The sequence below is a fragment of the Spiroplasma endosymbiont of Notiophilus biguttatus genome (assembly GCF_964030985.1).
Lineage (GTDB): Bacteria > Bacillota_I > Bacilli_A > Mycoplasmatales > VBWQ01 > Spiroplasma_E > Spiroplasma_E ixodetis_A.
Genome location: NZ_OZ034993.1, coordinates 456026 through 482139 on the forward strand (window position 1 = coordinate 456026; position 26114 = coordinate 482139).

At 24.0% G+C, this 26114-nt stretch carries 26 protein-coding genes; 9 read left to right on the forward strand and 17 right to left on the reverse strand.

Going from position 1 to position 26114, the window contains the following annotated elements; translation table 4 throughout:
• Window positions 1-265: 265 nt before the first annotated feature.
• Window positions 266-1546, forward strand: coding sequence for an IS3 family transposase (locus AAHM85_RS02730; RefSeq protein ID WP_342260694.1), 1281 nt, complete (start codon window positions 266-268; stop codon window positions 1544-1546).
• A 297-nt stretch (window positions 1547-1843) separates the two neighbouring features.
• Here AAHM85_RS02730 and AAHM85_RS02735 read toward each other — a convergent pair whose 3' ends face one another.
• Both AAHM85_RS02735 and AAHM85_RS02740 read right to left on the reverse strand, forming a co-directional pair.
• Window positions 1844-3613 (reverse strand): ribonuclease J, encoded by a 1770-nt coding sequence (locus AAHM85_RS02735; protein ID WP_342260902.1) that lies wholly within the window; start codon window positions 3611-3613, stop codon window positions 1844-1846.
• A 178-nt stretch (window positions 3614-3791) separates the two neighbouring features.
• A complete protein-coding gene (locus AAHM85_RS02740) occupies window positions 3792-5906 on the reverse strand; it encodes a polyribonucleotide nucleotidyltransferase (RefSeq protein ID WP_342260903.1) in 2115 nt (704 codons plus the stop codon).
• Between the two features lie 106 nt (window positions 5907-6012).
• Here AAHM85_RS02740 and AAHM85_RS02745 point away from each other — a divergent pair, with 106 nt between their 5' ends.
• Complete coding sequence (locus tag AAHM85_RS02745; protein WP_342260904.1) at window positions 6013-6348, forward strand: rhodanese-like domain-containing protein; 336 nt, start codon at window positions 6013-6015, stop codon at window positions 6346-6348.
• Window position 6349: 1 nt separating this feature from the next.
• On the opposite strand, the gene AAHM85_RS02750 is transcribed toward AAHM85_RS02745, so the two are convergent.
• Genes AAHM85_RS02750 through AAHM85_RS02760 form a run of 3 tightly spaced genes read right to left on the reverse strand, consistent with a single transcriptional unit; the run spans window position 6350 to window position 8027 of the window.
• On the reverse strand, window positions 6350-6748 hold the full coding sequence (locus AAHM85_RS02750; RefSeq protein WP_342260905.1) for a hypothetical protein: 399 nt from the start codon (window positions 6746-6748) through the stop codon (window positions 6350-6352).
• Window positions 6749-6786: 38 nt separating this feature from the next.
• Window positions 6787-7611, reverse strand: coding sequence for an NAD(+)/NADH kinase (locus AAHM85_RS02755; protein WP_342260906.1), 825 nt, complete (start codon window positions 7609-7611; stop codon window positions 6787-6789).
• A gap of 20 nt (window positions 7612-7631) precedes the next feature.
• Window positions 7632-8027: a Spx/MgsR family RNA polymerase-binding regulatory protein gene (locus AAHM85_RS02760; protein WP_174481244.1), complete on the reverse strand. Its 396-nt coding sequence runs from the start codon at window positions 8025-8027 to the stop codon at window positions 7632-7634.
• 408 nt (window positions 8028-8435) lie between these two features.
• On the opposite strand from AAHM85_RS02760, the gene AAHM85_RS02765 reads away from it, so the two are divergent.
• Complete coding sequence (locus AAHM85_RS02765) at window positions 8436-8765, forward strand: hypothetical protein (RefSeq protein ID WP_342260907.1); 330 nt, start codon at window positions 8436-8438, stop codon at window positions 8763-8765.
• Window positions 8766-8949: 184 nt separating this feature from the next.
• On the opposite strand, the gene AAHM85_RS02770 is transcribed toward AAHM85_RS02765, so the two are convergent.
• Window positions 8950-10554 (reverse strand): hypothetical protein, encoded by a 1605-nt coding sequence (locus AAHM85_RS02770; protein WP_342260908.1) that lies wholly within the window; start codon window positions 10552-10554, stop codon window positions 8950-8952.
• A gap of 191 nt (window positions 10555-10745) precedes the next feature.
• Between AAHM85_RS02770 and trpS the strand changes: the two genes are divergently transcribed.
• Together trpS and AAHM85_RS02780 are read left to right on the forward strand one after the other, a co-directional pair.
• A complete protein-coding gene (gene trpS, locus AAHM85_RS02775; RefSeq protein WP_342260909.1) occupies window positions 10746-11771 on the forward strand; it encodes a tryptophan--tRNA ligase in 1026 nt (341 codons plus the stop codon).
• A gap of 12 nt (window positions 11772-11783) precedes the next feature.
• Window positions 11784-12659, forward strand: coding sequence for a Cof-type HAD-IIB family hydrolase (locus AAHM85_RS02780; RefSeq protein ID WP_342260910.1), 876 nt, complete (start codon window positions 11784-11786; stop codon window positions 12657-12659).
• A 195-nt stretch (window positions 12660-12854) separates the two neighbouring features.
• Here the strand turns inward: AAHM85_RS02780 and AAHM85_RS02785 are convergent, their stop codons facing one another.
• From AAHM85_RS02785 to AAHM85_RS02795, 3 genes are all read right to left on the reverse strand, one after another.
• On the reverse strand, window positions 12855-13115 hold the full coding sequence (locus tag AAHM85_RS02785; protein WP_342260911.1) for a hypothetical protein: 261 nt from the start codon (window positions 13113-13115) through the stop codon (window positions 12855-12857).
• Between the two features lie 93 nt (window positions 13116-13208).
• On the reverse strand, window positions 13209-14279 hold the full coding sequence (locus AAHM85_RS02790) for a hypothetical protein (protein ID WP_342260912.1): 1071 nt from the start codon (window positions 14277-14279) through the stop codon (window positions 13209-13211).
• A 75-nt stretch (window positions 14280-14354) separates the two neighbouring features.
• Complete coding sequence (locus AAHM85_RS02795) at window positions 14355-15629, reverse strand: hemolysin family protein (RefSeq protein WP_342260913.1); 1275 nt, start codon at window positions 15627-15629, stop codon at window positions 14355-14357.
• Between the two features lie 136 nt (window positions 15630-15765).
• Here AAHM85_RS02795 and AAHM85_RS02800 point away from each other — a divergent pair, with 136 nt between their 5' ends.
• The gene (locus tag AAHM85_RS02800) at window positions 15766-16419 is read left to right on the forward strand and encodes a hypothetical protein (RefSeq protein WP_342260914.1); all 654 of its coding nucleotides are present in this window, start codon (window positions 15766-15768) and stop codon (window positions 16417-16419) included.
• 240 nt (window positions 16420-16659) lie between these two features.
• Window positions 16660-16866, forward strand: coding sequence for a hypothetical protein (locus tag AAHM85_RS02805; RefSeq protein WP_342260915.1), 207 nt, complete (start codon window positions 16660-16662; stop codon window positions 16864-16866).
• 685 nt (window positions 16867-17551) lie between these two features.
• On the opposite strand, the gene AAHM85_RS02810 is transcribed toward AAHM85_RS02805, so the two are convergent.
• From AAHM85_RS02810 to AAHM85_RS02820, 3 genes are all read right to left on the reverse strand, one after another.
• Window positions 17552-17698, reverse strand: coding sequence for a hypothetical protein (locus tag AAHM85_RS02810; protein ID WP_342260916.1), 147 nt, complete (start codon window positions 17696-17698; stop codon window positions 17552-17554).
• A gap of 367 nt (window positions 17699-18065) precedes the next feature.
• Window positions 18066-18560, reverse strand: coding sequence for a transposase family protein (locus tag AAHM85_RS02815; protein WP_342260538.1), 495 nt, complete (start codon window positions 18558-18560; stop codon window positions 18066-18068).
• A gap of 4 nt (window positions 18561-18564) precedes the next feature.
• Window positions 18565-18912 (reverse strand): transposase family protein, encoded by a 348-nt coding sequence (locus AAHM85_RS02820; protein ID WP_342260488.1) that lies wholly within the window; start codon window positions 18910-18912, stop codon window positions 18565-18567.
• Window positions 18913-19246: 334 nt separating this feature from the next.
• On the opposite strand from AAHM85_RS02820, the gene AAHM85_RS02825 reads away from it, so the two are divergent.
• Window positions 19247-19414: a hypothetical protein gene (locus AAHM85_RS02825; protein ID WP_342260917.1), complete on the forward strand. Its 168-nt coding sequence runs from the start codon at window positions 19247-19249 to the stop codon at window positions 19412-19414.
• A gap of 10 nt (window positions 19415-19424) precedes the next feature.
• Here AAHM85_RS02825 and rdgB read toward each other — a convergent pair whose 3' ends face one another.
• Together rdgB and AAHM85_RS02835 are read right to left on the reverse strand one after the other, a co-directional pair.
• Entirely contained in the window at window positions 19425-20018 is a 594-nt protein-coding gene (gene rdgB / locus AAHM85_RS02830; protein ID WP_342260918.1) for an RdgB/HAM1 family non-canonical purine NTP pyrophosphatase, read from the reverse strand.
• A complete protein-coding gene (locus tag AAHM85_RS02835) occupies window positions 20018-20551 on the reverse strand; it encodes a cob(I)yrinic acid a,c-diamide adenosyltransferase (RefSeq protein ID WP_342260919.1) in 534 nt (177 codons plus the stop codon). Before AAHM85_RS02835 ends, rdgB begins: the two co-directional genes overlap by 1 nt.
• 82 nt (window positions 20552-20633) lie before the next feature.
• Here AAHM85_RS02835 and AAHM85_RS02840 point away from each other — a divergent pair, with 82 nt between their 5' ends.
• Window positions 20634-21446: a phosphotransferase gene (locus AAHM85_RS02840; protein WP_342260920.1), complete on the forward strand. Its 813-nt coding sequence runs from the start codon at window positions 20634-20636 to the stop codon at window positions 21444-21446.
• Window positions 21447-21997: 551 nt separating this feature from the next.
• Here AAHM85_RS02840 and ribF read toward each other — a convergent pair.
• From ribF to topA, 3 genes are read right to left on the reverse strand one after another with little or no spacing between them, the layout of a single operon-like run.
• Window positions 21998-22915: a riboflavin biosynthesis protein RibF gene (ribF, locus tag AAHM85_RS02845; RefSeq protein ID WP_342260921.1), complete on the reverse strand. Its 918-nt coding sequence runs from the start codon at window positions 22913-22915 to the stop codon at window positions 21998-22000.
• Window positions 22875-23798 (reverse strand): tRNA pseudouridine(55) synthase TruB, encoded by a 924-nt coding sequence (gene truB, locus AAHM85_RS02850; protein ID WP_342260922.1) that lies wholly within the window; start codon window positions 23796-23798, stop codon window positions 22875-22877. Before truB ends, ribF begins: the two co-directional genes overlap by 41 nt.
• 9 nt (window positions 23799-23807) lie before the next feature.
• Entirely contained in the window at window positions 23808-25769 is a 1962-nt protein-coding gene (gene topA / locus AAHM85_RS02855; RefSeq protein WP_342260923.1) for a type I DNA topoisomerase, read from the reverse strand.
• Window positions 25770-26114: the final 345 nt, after the last annotated feature.

The window sequence follows — 26114 nt, forward strand, 5'->3', positions numbered from 1 at the left end:
ACAAAATAACTTATAAAAATAGTATAACACAATTGATATATGTAATATCTTTCTATAACTAATTTTTGATTTATTATTGCAAAAAAACAATAATAATTTTTTTAATACTTTTATCATAAAAAATGTATTATTTAAATTTCATATTCATTATTTTCTAGATTTTAAAAATTTAAAATAAATCATTTGGCATCAGTCACTTAAGTTTACCAATTAATATTTTCAATCTGTAATATAATTAAAAATAATTAATACAGAAGGAGAAATTATGAATTATAAAGTTTATTCAAAAGAAACAAAATTAGCCGTTGTTAATGAGTATTTAGTTGATAAAAAACTAAAAATACATGAAATTCAAGTCAAATATAAATTATCAACTCCAGTATTAATTTATAATTGGGTTAACCAATATCAAATTAAAGGTGAAAATGCATTCACCAAAATTTCTAAATCCCAAACTTCTCACAGGATCGATAAGAAAGATATTGAAATTAAACTATTAAACAAAGAAATTGATAAACTTAGAAAACAAGCTTTAAAAGATGAGGTTGAAAAAGAACTTTTAAAGGAGCAATTAGCCTGTGAAAAGAAATTAACAAGGGGAAAAAATAGTAAATTATTAAAATATAAGTGTTTTTTAATAGTAGAAAAATATAAGCAAAAAGGTCATCAATTAAATAAAATTATTGTTTACATAGCTATTAGCAAAACAGCATACTATTTATGAGTAAAAAAAGGTAAAAAGCAATATCAATCAAAAATTAATGATAATTTGATACAAGCAATAAACAAAATAGTTCTCATTAAAAATGAAAAAAAGTACATTAATATCACTAGTTTTGAAAAAGTAAGATTAGAGTTAAAAATAAAAAATAAAGGTCTTAAATGCAGTAAAACAAGCATAAAACAAATATTAAAAGATAATAATATTAAATTATTATTAGAACCTAAATCAACAAATAGAGTAGTAGAAAATAGTGATTTAAAAAATAATAAAGATTTATTAAAACGTAATTTTTCAAGTAATAACTTTCTTGAAAAAGTTGGTATGGATGGCACATGATTTAAAAATATAATTATTGGTGATAAAAAAACAAAATTATTAGTTGTTTTTGCTACTGATATGTACAGTAATTCAATTGTTGGCTGAAAAATAAACAAAAGTGAAAATGCCAAAACTGTGTTAAATGTGGTTAATCAAATAGAATTAGCGAGTGCTAAACAATGTAATTTTACGACTATTCAATCAGATTTAGGTTCTGCTAATACAAGCGAAATTGTTAGTAAAGTTTTTAATACAAGTACTAATCTAATTCACTCAAAAAGTCTATCAGGTTTTAAAGGTAATCAAGTTAGTGAATGTTTAAATCGTTGAATTAAAAGAGATTTTAAAATGATGTTTGGTAGCACTTTTGAAAGTATGGAAAGTTTTAATAAAATATTAGAAAAATTTATTAGATATTGAAACAATGATAGAATAGTTATTAGATTGAAAATGCCTCCAAATCAATTTGTACAGATTTGAAGACAAGAAAGTAAACTTATCTAACCAATGCCGTTTAAGTTAATTTTATTTTTAAACTTTATCATAAAAATGAACAATTGATATATTTCAATTTTGAATAGTCATTGTTCATTTTTTGTTATATTTTTTATTACTTTCAAATTTTCCAGGAATAGTTTTCATTTTTTTTACTAAATGCACTATAAATTATTTTAAATTGATTTTCAATAGTTTTTAGTATTTTCTAAACTGTTTCTAATTTACTAAACATTATCTAAATTTTAAAATTAGTTTAAACATGAAAAAATATATAATTTAAGGTTAATGATATTATCATTAACCTTAAATTTCATTAACAACTGTTAAAATCATAGGTAACTTACCAGTTTCTTTTTTAATATAATCTTGTAAGTCATTTTTCATTTTAGTCTTAACTTCACTAAGACTAAAAGCATTATTAGTTTTATATTTTTCAATAACATTAATAATAATGTTTTGTAATTTTTTCAACATTTCTTCATTATTAGTTAAATAAACAACACCACGCATTTGTGCATCAATTAAAGAAACAATTTCTTTAGTTTTACGATTTATTGTCACTCCTGTAATTAAAATACCATCACGTTGTAATTGTTTTCTTTCACTAATAACAATTGAACCAATATCACCAACACCAATACCATCTACATATACATCACCAGTTTTTATTAAGTTATCTGTTGTTTTATTAGTAGCATTTTTATCATTAAAACGAGAAGGACGTGCAACATACTGTTTAACAAAATTATCAATTAATTTACCATTTTCAAAAGTAATAACTTCACCATTATCATGAATTAAAGCATTGTTATGTAATACACCAGCATCAATAGCTGCTGCTTGTGCTGCTACAAAATCTTTATATAAACCTTTCACTGGTAAAAAATATTTTGGTTCAATAATATTAACCATTAACTTAATATCTTCATAAGAAGCATTTAAACTTCAAGCTTGTTTTTCTGATATATTAATAACTTTAACATCAGTACGTGCTAAGTCATCTAATAAGGCTGCATGAGCTAATTCATTTCCTGGAATTGGTGGAGTTGCTAAAATTATTGTATCTTGGAATTCAAGTTTTAAATAATCATCATTACCAATAGCAATTTTATTCATTCTAGTAAATAAACGTTCACCACTACCAGTAACAATAATTACTGTATCTTTAGTGCCAATTGTTTGTGCTAAATTAATAATTTGTGATTTATTAATATTGAAAGCATTTAAATCATTAACTTTTAATAAAATATCATATAAAGTTGCACCATAAACTGCAATTTTACGTTTAGAGTCAGTTTCTTTAATAGCATTAAGAATTTCACTAACACGATATAAATCTTGATCATAACATGCAAGAATAACCCTTCCCGGTGCTTCTTTTAATACTGGTTCAATAATAGTTTGAATTTTATGCTTAGGAGCTGTAAAAGCTTTTCTATTGGCACATGTTGCTTCACTAATTAATAATAAAACATCATTCTTAGAAACACTAGCTAAATGTTGAATATCAGTAGTAAAATCACTACGATGTTCACCATCAAAAATATAATCACCCGTATAAACAATTATTTCATTTAATTTATTATTTTCACCATTATTTACCGTTAAAACAAAACCTAAACTGCCTGGAATTGAAGTAGTTGTTTTAAATGTTTTAACAACAACATTACCAAATGATACTTTTTGTTCAGGCTCAATAGTTTTAATTATAATTTCATTTTGATTAATAAAACGAAAACGTTCTAATTTCTGCTTAATCATAAAATCAGTTAGTTTACTAGTAAAGATTGGAACTTTATACTCGGGTTTTATTTTATTAAAATCTTTTAAAATATAAGGTAGTGCTCCAAAAGCATCATCAGATGGTTTTGAAATAAATATACCTTGAATAAGCTGTTTATTTTCTTTTAAATATGTATAATCTGGAATAATAATATCAATTCCTAAAATTTCTCTTTCTGGGAGTCTAATGCCGGCATCAAATACAAATATCTTATCATTTACTTCAACAACATATAAGTTTTTACCACGTTCATCTAATCCACCCAGAGCAAATACTTTTATCTTTGCCATGTTTTCACCAGTTTTCAACTTTCTTTATTTTTATTTTATAAAATTTAATATCTTAGAAGAACATAAAAATTAAAACTTTAACTTAAATTCCCAAGATGCTACTATATTATGTTATTAGTATTTTAACACTAATTTAATAATAAAACTGCAATTAATTTTCATTAAAAATAGTTTCAAATTATTTATCAATAATTTCTAAGCTAAGCTTACTATTATCTTCAACTTTAATTACTCGAACTTTAATTATATCATTGATTTTAACGACATTATTTAAATTATCAATACGTTTATTAAATTTTTTTGAAAATTCTGAAATATGAATTAAACCATCAATCTTATCTTGTAAATTAACAAAAACACCAAAATTAACAATTTTTACAACTTTACTATCAAATTCAGAACCAATTTTAATTTGAACAGGATTAACAATACTTTCAATAATTTGTCAAGCTTTATCAATGGCTGATTGTTCATTATGATAAATCATCAATCGTCCATCATCTTCAATATCAATTTTAACATTATCACAATCGGTAATAATTTTATTAATAACTTTCCCACCAACACCAATAATATCACGAATTTTATCAATTGGAATTAACTTTTGAATAATTTTTGGAGCATTAGGTGCCAATGTAGTTCTAGGTTCTTTAATTACTTCATTCATGTTTGCTAATACTTGTAATCTCGTAATTCTGGCTTTTTCCAAAGCTTGTGTAATAATATTAAAATCAATACCAGTAATTTTAATATCCATTTGTAAAGCACAAATACCATTAGCTGTTCCTGCCACTTTAAAATCCATATCACCTAAGTGATCTTCTAATCCTTGAATGTCAGTTAAAATTGTAAAATCTTTTTCTTCTTTAATTAAACCCATGGCAATACCAGCAATTGCAGCTCTAATCGGTACACCGCCAGCCATTAATGCCATTGATGAAGCACAAATTGCTGCTTGTGAAGTTGAACCATTTGATGCTAATACTTCTGATACTAATCTAATTGTATAAGAAAAATCTTTTTCAAGAGGAATAATTTGTAATAATGCTTTTTCACCAAGGGCACCATGACCAATCTCACGTCGTGAAGGAATACCCATTCTTCCGGTTTCACCAACAGAAAATGGAGGAAAATTATAATGATGAATAAAACGTTTATACTCTTCTTTACCTAATCCATCAATAATTTGATGTTCAGCAAGGGCACCTAAAGTTAAAACAGATAAAACTTGTGTTTCACCACGAGTAAACATTGCACTACCATGAACAATAGGTAAAACATCAATCATACTTGTTAATTTTCTAATATCATCTGCTTTTCGTCCATCAACTCGTACATTATTTTTTAAAATCATAGTACGCATTGCTTTTTGTAATAATTGATCAATACTTTTGCGTAAATTATGAATAGTTGTTTCTTCACCAACATTTAAAACTTCTCGATTAAATTTATTTTTAAAACTTTGAAATGTTTCTTCAACTAAATTTTTAATTAAATTGCTTCGACTTTTTTTATCAACAGTAGTACTAATTTTACTAATTTGTGATTGACAATTTGTAGAAACAAATTGTTCAATATTAACAGGAATTAATGCTAACTGTGGCTCAAATTTATTTGGTTTTAATTTTTCAATGATACTTTCTTGAAAAATTATTAATTTAATAATATGTTCATGTGCAAATTTTAATGCTTTAATCATATCTTTTTCTAAAATATCATGACATCCCGCTTCAACCATATTGATGGCATCTTTTGTTCCACCAACAATTAATTCCATTTTTGAATTTAATAATTGTTCTTGTGTTGGATTAAGGACAAGTTCATCATTTATTTTACCAACAACAACAGTAGCACTAGGACCCTGAAATGGCAAACTACTTAATCCTAAAGCAAGTGAAGTACCAAAAGCTGCATTTACTCTAACATCACAAGCATCATCTAACGCAAAAACATTATTTACAACTTGCACTTCATTAACAAAACCTTTTGGAAATAATGGACGGATTGAACGATCAATTAATCTAGCACATAATGTTGCATATTCACTAGGTCGACCTTCACGCTTTAAAAAACCACCTGGAATCTTACCAACTGAATATAACTTTTCTTGAAAAACTATTTGTAATGGAAAAAAATCTTGATTATTAATAACTTCATTATAAGATACAGTTGTTAATACAACTGTATTTCCATAAGTAATTTTTACTGATTTTTCTGCTAAATTAGCCATTGTACCTAATTCAACAATTAATTCATATTTTCCTTCTTTAAAAAGGAATTTTTCTTTTAACATTATTTTACTCCTTAGCTTCCATTTTTTGTCGCAACTATGAGCATTATAGCATAATAAAATGTTAAAATAAGTTATAGAACAATTTTATTTTAGGAGGTCATAACTTATGTTTAAACATAAAATACAAAATGAAATTTCAATTTCAAATAAAAACTTTGATAAAATTAAAAATAAAGCTTTAATTATTGATGTTCGTGATGTTGCTGAATATCAAATTTTAAAAAAAATAACAAATGATAATGGTGAACTTAATATTGTTAATATTCCTTACTATGATTTGATTAAAAATCCTAGTAAATATATTGAAAACAAAAATCAAGTGATTATAACTATTTGTAATGCTGGAAATCGTTCAACTGCTGCTGCATTAACGCTCAGAGAATTGGGCTATACTAACACTTATGTTTTAATTAATGGTATTTATGGATATTACAAAAAATAACTTATTTCTCATTATTTAATTTAATAAGATCATTAATAGCAATACTTAAATTATTACAATAAGTTCCTAAGACTAAACTAACACTATCGTCTTGATCTAAGATACCACGATTTTTAATTTTTTTAAGATTATTAAAATTAATTTTTGAATGATCAATAATCTCTATCTTAATTTTATTTGCTGTTGCTGTTGTCTCTTTAATATTATCAATTCCTCCTAAATCAAGAATAAAATTCTGTAATTTAAATGGGAATTTTTGTGGTTTATTAATAGATTTTAAACTACTTTCTTGTTGATTGCGTAATTTTTTAGCTGTACTAACATTTCATATTCAAATCCCAATACTAGCCACAGCAAATAACAATGCAATAACTAATAATACTATTTGTCAAATTGGCATGATTACCTTCCTTAATTAATATATTTTTAAACATTTTCTTAATCTTCTTGAATAAAAGCTTTTTTTAGTTTAGCAAGTAAAGAATAATGATTATGATTAAGACGATATTCTAAAACTTGTAACGTTAATTTTGATAATTTAATTGTTACCTCATCATTTAGTTTATCATTAAAATCAAAAGTATCAACAATTAATTTTCCAAAATCGCTCAATTTACTATCTTTTTGAATATTTTTTAAAGTAATTTCATGATCTTCATCCAAAATTAGTGGTGAATTTAAACTGCGATAACTATTATTAGCTACTGGAGCAATTTCATGAAATTGCATTAAGTTATGATTTGAAATTAAAACAGCACCACCAAGTGATTTCATTAAACCCGTCGAACCAGTTCTCGTTGCAATAACTAAACCAGAACCACGAAAATTTTCAAATAATTGATTATTAATTAACACTTGACATGAAAGAGTTGTTGTTAAATTAACAAATTTAACTTCATTAATAGCATATAAAATCTTATTATTAATATTTACTTCTAATAATGAAAATTTATTTACTATTAAATTATTATCATTTTTATCAATTCACATTAATACTTTGTCAACTTCTGTGTTTAAAAAGTTTTCATAAAAACCAAGATTACCACATTTAAAACTAACAAACTTAACAGTATTGAGTATATTATTATAATCATGAACAGCTTTTAAAAATGTTCCATCACCGCCAATAATAAAAACAATATCTGGAAAAAAAGTATCTTCAAGTGCTTTAAGGGCCAATAACTTGGCCCTTAATTCCTTAGCTAATGACTGAGAATTCTCATATTTATTAGCAATAATTGCAAATTTATAATTTTTCATCATGTATTCCAATCATATTTGAATTAAAATATTTCACAAGAATCTTCAAATTCATTTTCAATAGAACCACGTAAAAATAATTCAATCTCATCTTCATTATAACCAATTTGAATACGTTGTTTATTTTCTTGAACAATAATTGGACGCTTTAAAACAGTTGGTGAAGTTTTAATTAAATCAAAAACTTGTAACATTGTTAACTTTTCAATATTAATAGCATGTGTTTTAATAAACTTTGCTCTTGTTGAAATAATATCACCAACACCATTTGGTACAAATCTTAATAATAATTTAATTTCAGTATCGGTCAATGGATTATGGATAATATTACGTTTAATATATGGAATTTTATGTTTATCAAAAAATTGAATAACTTTTTTTGAAGACAAACAACTTGGCGAAACATATATTTTAATCATGACAATACCCCTCTTTGCTTTTAGACTACATTTGATTTAAATACTCTTTTTTAAAATTAATATTTTTTTATCTTTTAAAGATAAAAGTTAATAAACTCTACATTACTATAATAATATATATTTCCACACTATCTTTGACCAAACTTAGAAAATAAGTACATGAAAGACCTTTTCCGCTATATCCTTCACCCACATATTATATCATATTATTTTTTGAAAAATAGATACTTTTATTCCTGAAATTTGATAGAAAAATTTAACATATATTTTACTATCAAATTATTAATAAAATTTGAATTATAATATAATGAAATTATAAAATTTATTTTTCTTTATTTACTTTACTTTTAAAGTAAATAAAGAAAAATAAATAATTTTTATGTATAAAAAACAAGGAGTTAACTAATCATGCCTATTCAAAATAATAATAGTAAATATTTTAAAGAATTCATAATTGGAACTATAATTAGTTCCACTGGAATATTATTAACTGGTTTTAGTTTATCAACTATTTTATTTTTTTATGATAATACAAGAAGTGGAAAATCAATAAAGGATAAATTAAATACTATTTTAAAACCAAATAATTTAGTAGTGTGCATAGTGGGTTCTGTACCTTTAATTCATAGTTTAAACTTAACACAAGTTGGTAATAAAAAAATAACAAACGCTACTAAAGGATTAATAGAAAATATGCTAGTATCATTTTCAAAACCTAAAAAAGAACTCCTTTATTAGCAAATAATGATGTAACGAACATCAATAACTTTGAATTACAAAACGCAGTCAATAATATAAATAATAAAGTAACAATTAATACTTTATAAATATTTATCTTTTAAAGGCAAATAAAAAGACTTAGTATTTTTACTAAGTCTTTTAAAATTTTATTCATAAAATTTAATTTAAATACCTTAATAAATTAAATTGATCTTATCACTTTAGTTGATTCTGTTGTTATATCAATACCAGAATCGTTAGAATTACTCTTTTCTAAGAGTGGCTTTACTTTAGTAAATGGTTCTATTTCTGAATGTTGTTTTTTTGTTTCAATTTCTACTTCTATCTTAAAACTATCTAAACTAGAATCTGAAACAGATGATTTATTTTCATTAATTTTTATTTTTAATTCTCTTTCTCTTACTATTATTGTTTCTATATCTTTATCAAGTTTATCTAAACTAATGGCATTTAATGAATTTAATTTATCAGTTTTTTCTTTTTGAAGTATTTCTAAATCAGTTAATGGTTGCGTATTTTCAATTGAAATATTTCTTAATTTTTCTCTTTGTTTATTAATTTTTAGTATTGTATTTTCTAATAAAAATTGTTTTTGACTATTAGTTACTTTTAAATCTTCTATTTCTTTAGTATTATTCTTTTTGCTTAATTGTGCTTTTAATGCTAGTCAATTTTCCTTTAATATATTTGTCTCTTTTTTATGTTTTAATATCTCATCAAACAAATCTATTTTTTGTTTTATTTTGTTTTCATTTGTCATTCGTAAATCAGCAATTTCTTTATTTATATTACTTCGATTAACAAATTCTTTATCTAATTTTTTTTGAACACTTTTGTAACTACAAAAAATGCCAAAAGTTAATAGTGCAATAACACGACGTCAAATACTATCTCTTCAATCTTGTAAAACTATAATATTTTGAAAAATATTTTCTGAATCTTTTAGTTTTAAATTAATATCTTTATCATTACTTTCAATTTCTTCTTCTAAACGAGAAATTGAATTAGTTTTTGCATATATATTGTCATTTAATGTTTTAATATTTAAATTCATTTCATCTATTTTTGTGATTAATTGCTCTTTAGAACTTTCATTATCATTCAAAATAGATTGTATTTGACGATTATTTGCAGCAATATTTGTTGTTAATTGTTCCTTGTCTTTTTCTAATCTTTCAATTTCTAATTCAATTTCTGATTTTTGTTTTATTAATACAATTAAATTTTCTAAACTTTGTAATTCTGCTTTTAATTCTTCTTTTTTTAAATTTAATATTTTAGTTTTTTCTTCTTGTAATTTTATCATACTTTCTTTTAATGCTTTTAAACTACCATTAAAAAAAGATGATTCTTGAATTATTTCTTTTAAATTAAATAATTCATTTCCAATTCTTTCTAAGGTTCTTCTGTTATCTACTCTGTCTAGATTTCTGTTTTTTATATCTTTACCAGTTTCTTCGCTTTCGAGTTCTAAAGCATATATATTTTCATTAACTGCTTTTAATTTATCAGTCATTTGATTAACATATCGTTCAATAAATGTTTTTTTATCTTCACTATCTTTGATATTTCTTAATTGACTTTCAGCTTTCTTCAATATGTCTTCTAGTTGTTTTCTTTCAGATTCAAAATTTACTTGTTTTTCAAAAATATCTTGTTTCTTGATTTCTAATTCCTCAAGTTTTAAACTAAGACTTTGAAGATATTCTTTCACATTGTTTCGATCTTTTATTTTTTTTAAATATTTTTGTAAATCATCCTTATATTTTTCTTCTCCAAATAACATAAAAAAAACTCCTTTATAAAGTAAAAAACCCATTACTCTTAAAAAATAAAAGCTATGTGTCAAAAACTATTTTTAATTTATGTTTTTATTATATCAAAATCAAACAAATTTTAATATAATTAATTGAATTATTTAACTTTATCATTGATAATTAATTATATTAAAAAATTAATTTGGAGGAAGCAAAATATATGGCTCGTATTATATCTGGAATAACTAGCACTGGAAAATTAACTCTTGGTAACTACTTGGGAGCAATTAATAATTTTTTAAAATTGCAAGAAGAACATGAACTCTTAATATTTGTTGCTAATTTACATGGATTAACACTACCAATAAAAGCACAAGAATTAAGAAAAAATATTAAAGATATTGCCGCTTGATATTTTGCTGCGGGCATTATACCAAATAAATCTCATATTTTTATTCAATCTGATGTTTTAGCCCATAGTCAATTAGGATATATATTATTATGTAATAGCTATGTCGGTGAATTAGAACGAATGACACAATTTAAAGATAAAAGTCAAAAAATGACAAATCAACAAAATAAAACGATTAGTATTCCAACAGGTATTCTTACATATCCGGCATTAATGGCTGCTGATATTTTACTATATGACGCTGATTTTGTGCCAGTTGGTGTTGATCAAACTCAACATTTAGAATTGACAAAAACTTTAGCAACAAGAATGAATAACAATTATAAAACGGATTTATTCAAAATTCCTAAAATAATTATTGATAAACAAGCACAGAAAATTATGAGTTTACAAGAACCTGAAAAAAAAATGTCAAAATCTGATACTAATCTAAAAAATACTATTTTTTTAAGCGATAGCAAACAAGAAGTTACCAATAAAATTAAAAAAGCAGTTACTGATTCAGAAAATATTATTAAATTTGATCCAGAACATAAGCCTGGAGTTAGTAATTTATTAACTATTTATTCTAGCATTACTAAAAAAGATATCAAAACTTGTGAACAATACTTCAGTAATCACAATTATGGTTTTTTAAAAGAAGAAGTAATTAAAGCAATAAATGATTTATTAGAACCAATGCAAAAAAAACACCAAGAATTTATTAATGAAAAAACATCACAATTAGCAAAATATTTAGAAGAAGGTGCAAATTTTGCTAATAATATCGCTACTAAAAAATTAAACTTTGTTCAAGACACAATGGGTATTAATTTTATCGAGAAAGAAAGATAGGAGGAAGAGACAATGTCTTTATACAATAAAAAACAAAAACATTTAATCCTAGTTGATTTAGATGGTACTCTATTAAAAAGTGGTGGTCGAGAAATTCATATTAATACTAAAAAAGCGCTAATTGATACTCAAAAACAAGGGCATATTGTTTGTATCGTCACTGGTCGACCTTATCGTGGATCAATTAAATTTTATCGTGAATTAGGTCTTAATACATTACTATGTAATTTTAATGGTGGCCATATTCATGATCCAAAAATCAAAAAATTCAAACGATTAGTTTTTCCAATTTCTGAAACAATTGTTAAACATATTTTAAATGAAGACTATATTTTTCAGCAAATTGAAAACGCGGTTATTGAATATTACAACAAAGCAGTATGTTGAAAAAAAGATGATTTCTTTGAAACTTATTTTCATTTAGATACTATTGAAAACGATACTTTTACAATTAGTAAATTAATTCGTGATTGAAAAGGGAGCGCTAATGCCATTTTAATTGAATTTAAAGAAAATACTAATCTTGATCAAGTATATCGTGACTTGGAAAAATATTCAAACTCAATTAAGGTAAATACTTGAAATCGCTATGATAATAATAAACTAATCTTTGAAATTTCAAGCAAGTTTATTGATAAAGGAATGACAGCTCGCATTTTAGCTCAATATTATAATGTTGATATTAGAGATGTTATTGCTTATGGTGATGAAATTAATGATAAAGAAATGTTGATGGAAGTTGGCTATGGTGTAGCAATGAAAAATGGTAATACTGTTATTAAAAGTATTGCTAATGATATTACTACTAAAACTAATGATGAAGGTGGCGTTGGTGATCATTTATCAAAATTATTAAATCTTTATGAAGAAAGTGAAATTTATATTTAATGTAAATGAAAATATATTAACTATTATCTCTATATTGGTAATATGATATAGTTTTTAAAAATTAATATAAGTTTTTATCCTATTTACTTTAAAAATAAAGTAAATAGGATTTTATTTGAAAAAAGTTTTTTATAAATTTAATTTATATTAAACTTCTACTAAATATAAATATTTTAACACTATTAATACAAAAAGTTATAAAACTTCTAAAGGCAAAAAGTCAAAAATTTCTGGATGATTGGCACAAAACTTTAATTCCGAATCATTTTTTTGTTCTTCAATTTTAATTTTTAATTCATTTAATTGCTTTTTTATTTTAAGTAATTGAGCGGGTGCTGGTGGTTGTTTATCTCATTCATCAAATAATATTTTACCGGTTTTAAAAATTTTTTCATACTGACATTTTAAACAACTATTTTGCTGTGATTCATGATCATGGATATTTTTGCCAAACATAAAATTACCTACTTTCCTCAATTCTTTTACTTAAATTTATTATATCAAATAATTAAAAAGGAGAATTATTTCTCCTTTTTAACTAGTAAACTATTATAAAACCGTTGGTAAGTAATGTAAGAAAAAACTATTTTCTAATTCTCATCCTCAATCACGCTGATTCTGAGGTGTTAAAATTCATCTAGCAAAACTTTCGGCAAAAAATTCATCATCAAGATTTATATTATACTTACCATTAAATCAGGCACTACGACCATAATTACTATTAACTGTTATTAAACCAAATAATAATTTTTGCTTAATATTAGTTAATTTTGCTTGTTGACCTAAATAATCAATTAAATATCAAGTACGATCATAAATTTGTTTGTTATCATTGTTAACCGTTAGTTTATGAGAAACTGATGTCATATTAGTATTAATATCACTATAACTGCTATCTGGTCACTTTCAATTAGCATTAAATGAATTTCTTTCATCAGCACTTAAACCAATAAAATTACTTAAAGCATGACCATATTCGTGAGTTGTAACACTAATTATTTGATCTGAAGATCAAAATCCTGCTTGAAATTGTTGATCAATTAAATTAATATTTGCAAATTCAGGACCATAGCCCATACGTTGATTATCAGCTTCTGAATTAAAAGCAGTTCATGCTACTGTGCTATCACTTACAGCAACTGGTGCTACTTTTTGAATTAGTTTAATAACAGTGTTTTTATGAAAAACTTTAGCAAAAATATTATAAAAACGTAATTGCTGTTGTTCTGCTAATTGTAATTGTTGATTATTTAAACCAGCTTTTTTATATATTTCAATTCAATTAACATCAATAGTTTTACGACCAATTTTAGTATGAGTTAAATCATATTGTAAAGTATCATAATTACTTCAAATTACATCACTTTTATTATTATCATACAAGTTATTAAATTCATCAATACTTTCTTTACTTGCTGTTTGATGGATTTTATATTCATATTTTCTTACCATCTTTGCATCTTCTGGTGAAAGTTTTCATTTTAATAAACTAGCATTAGCATCATGCTTATTTAAATAAACATAATGATCACTGTCTGGAGAAAACGTTAACATTAAACCATTAACTGTTACGAGATTTAATGCTGTAATCATAGTTACTAATTTAATACTTTTTTTCATAATTAACCTTCCCTTCATATCATAATTATAATTATGATTTTACATTGTAGCATTTAAATAAAAATACTGCACTAACTATTCTCATTTATTTTTAATTTTTTTATTAGTAAAAATTTCAACTTCAAAAACAGCAAATTCTTTACGAACCTTTATAATTTTAAATGAAAAATTTCGAAATTTTAAAAGTGGACTATTTTTCCTTACTTTCTTTACTTTTGTTTTGAACATATATCATTCTTGGACAGTTTGTTTATTATAATTTGGAGGTTTTCTTTTTAAATAACGTTTAAATAATACTTCAAGTTTTGAAGAACCATCAACACGAAACTTATGTGTTCCTATTTCTTGTATTAATCCAATTTCATCAGTTTCATCATAAATTTCACCAACTAATTCTTCAAGAATATCTTCAAGTGTAATAATACCATTAAAATCTTTTTTATCTTTATTATTGCAAACAATAGCCATATGCATTCTTTCGGTTTGTAAAATTTCCAATGCTTCATTTAACTTAGTACGTTTAGAAATAAAAATTGCAGGTAACATTAATAATAATAAATCTGGATTTTCATTTTCTAACATATTAATAATAAATTCTTTAATATTTAAAATACCAATTACATTTTGATTAACATGATCTAAAACAGGAATTCTACTATATTTTTCTTCTAAATATAGATGTTTAATAACTTTAGGTGGCGTATCATCATAAATATACTTAATTTTACTTTTGGGATGCATAGCTTGAAAAACTGATTTTTCATCAAATTTAATTGCAGATTCAATTAAATCACGTTCTGCTTTTTCAAGTACTCCTTCTCTTTCAATTATTGAAATCAATTCAATAAGTTCTTGTTCAGAACTTGTTGGTTTTTTACTTTTAAATTGAAATAAAGTAACAATAAAAGTTATTGGATAAAAAATAATATTAAGAATATACAAAATATATGCATAATTTAAAGCTATTGTCTCAGGATGTAACTTTGCAACACTTTTAGGTATAATTTCACCAATAATTAAAACAACAATTGCTGAAACTAAAGTTGATATTAAAGGACCATAAGTAGGAGAAATATGAAAAGAATCAATAAATAATATTGTACTTAAAGTACCAATTCCAACATTAATTACTGTGTTACCAAGTAAAATTGTTGTTAAAGTTACATTATAATTTTTAACTAACTTAAATACAATATTAGCACGACGACTTTTCTTACTACGTAATTTACCAATAGATTTAATTCTTATAACATTTAAAGAAGTTAATGATGTTTCAGCAGATGAATAAAAACCACTTAAAAATAATAAAACTAGCAATATTATTAAATAAATATACCAATTACTGTCCATATAGAAAAAAAACTACTCCTTTTGATTTTTATATTGTTATTAAGATTATAACATAGTATACTTAGTACGTTATATTTAATTATTAATTTATTACTCATATAACTTTATGATATTATATTGAAGGTGATGAAAATAAATGCGTAAAAAATTTGGACTAATAACAGCCTTAATGATAGGCACAACAACTAGTTTACAAGTTAGTGCTTGTACAGATGATTCAAAATATCAAGAATTTATTAGTGATGTTAATAGTGAGCATGCTTTTTTTGGCATCCTTGGTGCTGCCGATAATCCACTTTCTAAGCAAATTATTGACGATTTACACACAATGCAAAACAAAAATAATAATGTACCAAGTAAATGAGATAACTGATTAACAGAAAAAAAAACTGAAATAGACAGTGTTAGTACTAATGGAACTATTGATATTAAAATTTATGAAAAATCTCCTTATGCCAACCCTAGTAGTGATATTGTTAACCAATTTTGAAATGATAAAAAAATTAGTTGACAACAACAAATTTATCATTGACTACTTGACCATAAAATTTTTGATAATAGTTCAGCACCTGTTGCTGATTCAGGTGTCAAGGAAATTCAAAATCCTGTTGATAAAGAAAGAGGATTTAAAGCTTTACCAATTGTTTTTATTGTTAATAAAGGTAAACTAATAACTGTTGGTCAAGAATGAGGAACTATTAATGGTCCAAATCAGTTTTTTGATCAACTAACAACTTTAATCACAGGTAATCTATTAAATACTGCTGCTAAAAAACTATATAATTTTTAAAAGAAGATATGTAATTATCTTCTTTTACTTTTTCATTTCTTTATTTCTTAATATTTTTATTCCATTTTTTATAAAGTGATATAACTAAAATACGTATTCATTTTTTATTGTATTTTATATATAAGGTGCTAAAATTTTAGTAGATAAGCAGATTTAGTAAAAATAACAATAATTTTAAACATTTCTAACTCATTACTTTAAAAAAGTAATGAGTTTTATAGTTAAAAAGAGGTATCTAAAATGAATTATTTACTTATTAATAATACCATTGAAGCGGTAACTTTTAATACCAACACTACAGATTCTACTAATATAAAAAATATTACTTGAAAAAATTCTATTCAAAAACACAAAAATAAAGTTGAACAAACATATCAAAATTTTTTAAAATCACAAGAATGAAAAAAAGTTAAGACAACAAATAACAACGCCATTAACAACAACTAAAATCAAAAACAGACATAAAAAAAGAAGCACAAATATATTAGTCTCAACACTCACAACAGAACAAATACAAAGATTATCAACAAAACAAATAAAATGATTAACAAATTGACAAATTAAATCATTTACAGCAGAACAAATACAAAGTTTTACAATTCAACAAATACAGACACTCACAAACGAACAAATTCAATCATTTACTGTTTGACAAATTACTTGATTTACCAAAAAACAAATACCACAATTCACAGAAGCACACATAGCAGCATTCACAAAAGATAAGATTTCTTGATTTACCAAAAACAAATACCTGCATTCACAATCAAACAGGTAGAAATATTTACAACTGAACAAATCCAAGCACTCACAACAGAACAAATACAAAGTTTTACAATTCAACAAATACAGACACTCACAAACGAACAAATTAAATGCTTTACAAAAGAACAAAAAGAAGTATTTTGACCAAAACAAGTAATCACAAAAATTAACACCATGGATTCGCAAAATCAATCAACAACAATTGAATTTAAACCAAATTTACCAAAAATGTAAAAAAAGATTGTAACTTTTAAGTTACAATCTTTTTAAAAATCAATTTAAAACAAATTATATTGAAATAAAATTAGATTTTTGACTACTATTAATAGTAAAATCTCGTTCAGCATTTTCATTTATTTCTTTAATATTAAAAAAAACTATCATAACTAATACTATGTTTTAATATTAAAGGTTCGGTTTTACCAAAAGTATTATACGTTCTATTAAATCCACTAACAACTACTTCTTGTAATGAATCAACTTCATTTTGCGTTGTTTTTTTTACATAAACCATTTTTTCATTTTTTAGTAATATCACTAAAAAAATAAGCAAGTAAGCTATTACTAATGACACGAAAACTACCAGTAATACTATTACTAGTGAATATTGCTAAAAAATTTGGCATAAAAAATTCAGAAATTGATGAATTTCAAATTGTATATAAAGTTTGACCAATATTAACACCAATATAAGCAATACCAAGTAAAATCATAATAGATACGGGATTACAATAACTACTAAAACTTCTATTATTATTTATCAAGCAATAACAGTCACTATCTCTTTTCCTAAATTAAAAACAAAATCTTCAGTTAAAGAACTTCATATTTCTTTAGTATTTAATCAATTAAAAACAAAATTTTTACTAATTTCATTAGACTTACTGCATAACGTTTTTAAGTTTTAATGATAAATTATAAAATCCTGCAATTAAATTAAATCTTAAAAATATTCGTTTTCTGGCTTTTCTAAATTTATAACCAATAATCTTAAAACATTTTAAAAATGCAAAAACATGTTCAATTTTTCTACGAGTTTTATTAATAATCTTATTAAAGATTTTGGTTTTATTTGTTTTAGGATTATTTTTGCTAATTTTAATGGGTAAAAATGTATTAGCATGAATTTTTTGTAAACCTTGATAACCTTTATCTGCAAGAATTATAGTTTCTGATAAAAACTTTAACTTTGAATTCTTAAAAGTTTTAAAATCATGATTTTTACCAATATCAGAAAAAATATTTAAAATTTCATTAGTATTTGCATTAATTACGGTTTGAAACTTAACAGTATGCATTCATTTTTTACCAGAAAATCAATCTTTTTGGTTATATTTTGGTCGTTCTGTTTCTACCTCTGTTACATCAATTATCAAAATTTTATTTTTTAATTCTTCTTTTTAAAAAAATATTTTTATTTGTTAAATTATTAAACTTATTATTCTTTATTAAAATATCTTCAATTGAACGAATATTTCGTAAAGCAGTAGTATCAACCATACCATACTCAGCACCAATACTATGATATGTACGATTTTCATATAAATATCTTAAACTCATTACTAGTCGATCTTCTATTGACATTTTATATGGCCTTCCACCAATAGTAGTTTTGAGTTTTTGATGTTCTAATAAAATATTTAAAATTTCGTTAAAAACGAGTTTATTAATACCCACTATTTTACGAAAATATTGATCAGATTTATCTTTTAATTCAAAATATGTCATAAAGTTTATCCTTAACTATTCAAATTTTATTTTAATAATAACAAAAAAATAAAAAGTTAACTAGTTATGCAGTAAGTCTATTAATAAATACTAATGATATCACTAACATAGTATCTTTACTAACTTTTTTTAATTTATCTATTTTACTTAAACTATTATTTAAAATAGTTTCTAAACAAAATTCAATCTTTAAAAAAGCCAAACTATAAAAAAAGAATTAATTAATTCACTACTAATAAAAGTAGTGGGCCTCATAATAAAGTCATTTCATCCATTTATAAATTCAAATTTGGTAGTTTTTTTTCAATAGTTAGTTATTGTCACAATTGGTGACGTGATTATTGAAACTGTTCATGATAAACTAATTAAACTAAATGGTTTTATTCATGATTTTCAAATAGGAGTAGTGGTAGTTTTTATATTATTGTTATTATCAGTTAATAATGGTAATTGTGAATCTGTTAATGATTCTGACATAATTAAATCATCCTTTTTATTTTAATTTTAACTATCTAATTTTGTTCTTGTAAAAATGTTAATAATTGCTGAATTGCTGAATTACGATGAGAAATTTTATTTTTATCTGCCAATGACAATTCACCTAAAGTAGCATGCACTGCTGGAACATAAAATATTTGATCGTAACCAAAACCATCATTACCTTTTATTTCAGTAGTGATTTCACCTTCAAGTTTACCAATAAATGCTTTAGTAATCTTATGATCAAAATCAACATAAGCAATAGCAGAAATAAATACTGCTGCACGATTAGTTTCACCTTCCATTTGTTCTAAAATGTCTAACATTGCATCATGATAGGACATTTCTCCCTTTCATCGTGCTGAGTTAATACCAGGAAAATTATTTAAAGCCAATATTTCTAATCCTGAATCATCAGCAATAACAGGACCATTCACTAATTTTGCAAGTGTTGTTGCTTTTAAAATTGCATTTTCAATAAATGATGTACCTGTTTCATTAATTTCAAGAGGAGAATTAAGATCTAACATTGATTTGACATTATATCCCTTTGTTTGTAATATACTCTTTAATTCATTAATTTTACCGATATTATTAGATGCAAACCATAAGGTTTTAGCAGTCATTAATAATCAATCCCTTCACGAGCAATTTGACCTTGTTCAAAATAATGTTTAATTGATTTAACTTCACTAATTAAATTAGCGCATTGCTCTAAGGCAAAAGATGCATATCTACCAGATAATGCAATTTCAATATGTGATTTTTTATTTTTTAAAATTTCAATTAAGTCTTGTTCTTTAATCAAATTATTTTGAATACACCCTAAAATTTCATCAACAACAATAAGATCAGTATTATCACTTTGACTTAACAGTTTTAATCTAGTAAGACCATAATTAGTTTCTTGTTTTAATTTATTTTTTTCTTCTTCATCCATTTCTCAAAAAAATTTTTGCGAAGATTCATAAAAACTTTCAATTTTAAGTTTAGTATTTTGTTTTAAAAAATTAATTTCACCAGAAGGATGATTTTTTAAAAAACGTAAGTAACTAACATTAAGATTATTACCAAATGCTCTAATTACCATACCATTAAGAATTGAGGTTTTACCTCTTCCTTCACCTTTATAAATATGAATATAGCCTTTTTTTAACATACTATCACTTACTTTCAATATTTTTATTTAATAAATTGTATAATTTTATTACGGACAATACAAGCAAAATAGAGGTGTCATTTTGAAATTTAAAACTATAAAACCACCATACCAATTAGAACTATTAAAGACAAAAGGTTTAACCAATGACTTATTTCTAGTAAATAAACATTTTTTTTTAAAACAATCTAAAGATATTTTGCAACCTTTTTTGAATCTTACAAATCAAATTAATGTTATTAAATTAATTGAATCAAAAAAATTCACATTACCTATTAATGAAGTCAATATTAATAATAATAAACTATTAACCTTAATGCCATATTATCATAATTTAATTACTTTAAGTGAGCAAGTAATTAATAAACAAATATTAGAACAAATTTCATTATTGATAAAACAACTACATAAGATTAAATTTGATAATAAATCATTAATTAAAACTTGAAAAGGTTTAGAACAACTTAATTTATATTGTAATTTAACTACTAGTAATCCTTGCTTAGAAAAAATAGCTAATGAGGTAATCAAATGAATTACTACTTATCAACCAATAACAATTGTTTTATCTCATAATGATTTAACACTAAATAATTTTGTTAAAAAAAATAATTGTTGATATTTAATTGATTGAGATTTTGCTTGTTGAAATGATGAATTATTTGATATTGCCTCTTTTGCTTCTGAAAGTTTAACTTCTGAAACTGAAATTAATATTTGATTTAATTGTTTTAATTTAAATAATGAACAAATAGCTATTACCAAAAAATGAATGATTTATCAAAATTTAATTTGATATTATTGAGCTTGTTATTTATACGAACAAACTAATTTAAACATATATAAAGAAATTAGTGAAAGTAAATTAACTAATCTATTAAAATCAGTTATTTAAATAATTCATCATTATTATATTTTTTAATTTCTTAACAAATTGAACCATAATTAGGTAATTTATTAGTAGTCTGTTTTTTTGTTCAATTTGTTTTCCTTGTAAATTTATTTCTACTATATTATTAACAGCTGAAATGTTTGATTCTATTTCAATAACTATACATTTATTATTTGAAGTGTGTTCTTGTAACAATGGCATTGTTTCATCATTTACAATTTGAAAATTATCGTTTGAAGTAATATTTTTATGTAAATTTTCTTTATAATCACAGTTTGCACAAATGTCATTACTATCTTTTATTTGATTTATAAATTCTTTTATTCAATATTTCTTTATTTATTTACTCCTTTTTTCATTTTTATTTTCATTAGCATATACAATAAAATTAAATTTTACTTAATTTTCCATCTAAACTTTTAATATAAATTATCATGTCTAATTATCGAGTTTTAATGAATTAACTCCTAAATCTAACTTTACTGGAAATAGTTTTTAATAAAAAGTATTTATAATGTTAATAATTATTGTAAATATAAAGAACATCACAATTATTATGACTTTAATAATTTACTACTAGAATTGGCAAAATATTTAATTGTTTCTACTAAATCTTTATCCACTTGTTTTTTTAAATCATCTAAATTAGTAAACTTTAAATTATCACGAAGAAAATCTAAAAATCTAACTTTAATGATTTTTCCATATAAATCTTGATTAAAATTTAATAAGTAACTTTCAACTAACGGCTTATTATTACGTAACATAATTACTGTCATACTTTGATATCATTTATTATCTACTTCAGTAAGCGTAATATAAGTAGCAAGCCCTGGTAATGCATAGTTTGTTAATAACGATAAATTAGCAGTTGGAAAATTAATCGTTCTAGCCTCTTTAATACCATGAACTACTTTACCACTAATTGTATATGGCTCTTGTTGTAAACAAAGATTAGCACTACTAATATCTTTATTTTGTAAAAGTTGTTTAATATAAGTTGAAGAAACTTTGTTGTTAATAACAACAATATCATTACAAAGATAAACTTGTAATGAAGATTGTTGTAATGTTTTAATATTACCCTGCCCTTGATAACCAAACCTAATATTTGGATTAACAACTACTGCTTTAACATTATTTGCCAATAATCACGAAATAAATTGCTCTGATGAAAGTGTTGCTATTTCTTTACTAAACTTAATTTCCCAATAATAATCAAAATTGTATTTAGCAATTGTTTTAATTTTATCTTCATAACTTAATAAAACCTCATTATTTTTATTACTAATTACACTTTGTGGTTTTCTATCAAAACTAATAATACATGTTTGATAATTATTTATTGTTGAATTAACTAATAATTGCTTAAATAAGGCTTGATGACCTTGATGAATACCATCAAAAAAACCTCAACAAGCAATAATTGGTTTAGACTTCAATTTTTGATTTTGAATATTTAGATTTTTCAATTTTAATATCTTCATTACATTTAAAACCTCGTTGGCTTACGTATAAATTATTCTTTTGATTACGATAAATAGCTAATGGCAAATGTTCAGAATTAACAACTAAAACATATGGCTCATTAGTGCTATCAATAACTAAAGGTTTACCATCAATAACACTTTTACTATTATCAACAACAATAGCTGGCATAATATTTTTAACACCATCATAAATACTAATATGATTTTTACTAACTGTTTCATCATTGATAACATCTAAATTTAGGGCATTACTTAAATCAAAACCTGATTGATGAATTCTTCTCAAATAAGTTAAAGTTGCTGATGTATGTAAAATTCTAGCAATGTCAGTAACCAAAGCTCGAACATAAGTTCCTTTTGAACATACTACTTCAAAAGTAACTAAATCATTATTAAAACTAATTAATTTTAAAGATTTAATATAAACCTTACGTTTTGGTAATTCAACAGGAATATTCTCACGAGCATATTCATAAAGTTTTTTACCATTAATTTTAACTGCTGCATAAGCAGGAATTATTTGCTCATATTGACGATTATTATAAAATTCAAGTGCTTTAACAATTTCTGATTCTTTTAAATCAAGATGTGGTTTTGATTCAATAATTTTACCAGTAATATCGCCGGTGTCAGTTTTTAAAAATAGTTGCATTTTTGCAATGTAAACTTTATCACTTTTTAAAATAAAGTCACTAATTTTGGTTGCTTCATTCACAAGTACTACCATTAGTCCTGTTGCTAAAGGATCTAACGTACCTGTATGACCAATTTTATTTAATTTTAAACGCTTTTTAATAACAACAAGACAATCTTGTGATGTCATAAATGAAGGTTTATCTATTAATAATATATAATCTTTTAACATGTGTTTCACCTACTTTACTTCTTTATCAGAAGTTATTTCTTGATACTTTTCAACATGTTTACAATTTGGATAATTAGTACATCCTAAAAATTTTCGATTTTGTTTTGAAGATTTAACAACCATTCAACCATCTGTACATACTAAACAAGGTTTAATTTTTTCTAATTGTTTTTGAATATATCGACATTTTGGAAATGCTGAACAACCGTTAAATTTACCATATCTTCCTGTTCTTTGCACAAGTGGGGCATCACAAAGTGGACAATCTTGATCTAATAAAACTGGTTTAATTTTAAACTCAGTCATTTTATCAAAAGCATCATCAATCCTTGGTTCAAACTTAACTCAAAAGTCTTTTACCACTTGATGCATATCAAAATTACCATGAGCAATTTGATCTAATTGAGTTTCAACTTGTGAAGTATATGTCTCATTAATAATATCATAAAAAAAATCTTGAAGTTTATCATTAGTTAAAAGACCTTTCTCAGTAGCTTTAAAAGACTTATTTTCAATAATAACATAACCGCGTTCTTTAATAGTGTTCATAATTGGATTATAAGTTGATGGTCGACCAATTCCTAGTTCTTCTAATGTTTTAATTAATTTAGCTTCTGTGTATCTTGGTTTTGGTTTAGTAAAGTGTTGCTGTAAATTTACTGACTCAACTTTAATAATTTGATTTTTCTCAAATTTTGGTAAAACTAAAACTTCTTCATTTTCAAGACTTTCTACATCAAGCATTAAAAATCCTTTAAACTTGATTTGTTGTCCTGTTAAACGAAATTGATAATCATTATTTTTAAATAAAACAGTAGTACTAATTAATTGTGCTGGTGCCATTAATGAACTAAGGGCACGAAAATAAATTAAATTATAAAGTTTTAATTGATCTTTATTTAAAAAATCAATAGCACGTTTATTATTCATTGTTAAATCAGTTGGTCTAATTGCTTCATGGGCATCTTGCACATTTTTTTTATAAGTTTGTTCTTTCTTCTGTCCAAGATATTGTTCACCATATTCATTAACAATTAATGTTTTGGCATTTTCAATAAATTTATCGTTTAAACGTATTGAATCAGTACGAGGATAACTAATAAATCCAGTAAGTGTTCCATTAACATCAATTCCTTCATACAACTGCTGAGCAATAAGCGTTGTTTTAGCAGTACTAAAATTTAATTGTGTTGATGCTGCTTGTAATAAACTACTAGTAGTAAATGGATTTAATGAATTACGCTTACGATTTTGTTCAGTAACAGAAGTTACTTGATAACTATCACTTAATGCATTTTTAATAGCAACTGCTTCTTGTTCATTATTAATAACTAACAGTTCTTCTTTATATTTTTCACAATTTAATATTATTTTTTTTTGATAAGTACTATTAATTGTTCAAAATTCTTTACTAATAAAATTAGTAATTTCACGTTCTCTTATTGCTATTAATTTTAATGCTACTGATTGTACTCTCCCTGCACTACGTGAACCAATCTTCTTTTGTAATAAATTACTTAAACGAAAACCAATGATACGATCAACCATTCTTCTTGCTTCTTGACTACGAACTAATGGTAAATCAATACTATGTGGAGATTTAAATGCTGTTAAAATTGCATCTTTAGTAATTTCATTAAAAGTTATTCGTGATGATATATTACTTGTTGCTAATACTTGATCTAAATGATAAGCAATTGCTTCTCCTTCACGATCATGATCGGTTGCTAGATAAACATGCGTAATATTTTTTAATTTACTTTTTAATTCTTTTACCTTTGGCATTTTTTTGCGATCAATTTTGTAAATTGGTTCAAAAGTTTCTAAATCAATTCCCAAACCATATTGACCTTTAATTGCTAAATTACGAATGTGTCCATCCGAAGATGACACTAAATAATCATTACCTAAATATGATTGTACTGCTTTACTTTTAACTGGAGATTCCATGATTACTAATTTTGATGGCATCTTATATCTTCCTCTATATATAATTTATTAGCTTTATTCAAATACTATTTTGTAATATATATAACTTTAACGCGAAAGTCAATATTTTTTTGGATATATGCTTTTTTATAAAAATTTTAAATAACTTATTAACAATTAATATATAAATTATGCTATATTTATTTAGTAAAAATTTAATATAAGTTTTTATCCTATTTATTTTGATTTGAAAGGAACATAAAAATGAAATTTTTAAACACAAATGAGAGCGAAATTAATCCTGAAATACTTTCTAATTTATTACAGTCAGTACTTCCAAATAATCCTCTTACAGTGGGACTAGTGTGTCTTGCTGGTGGAATTGGT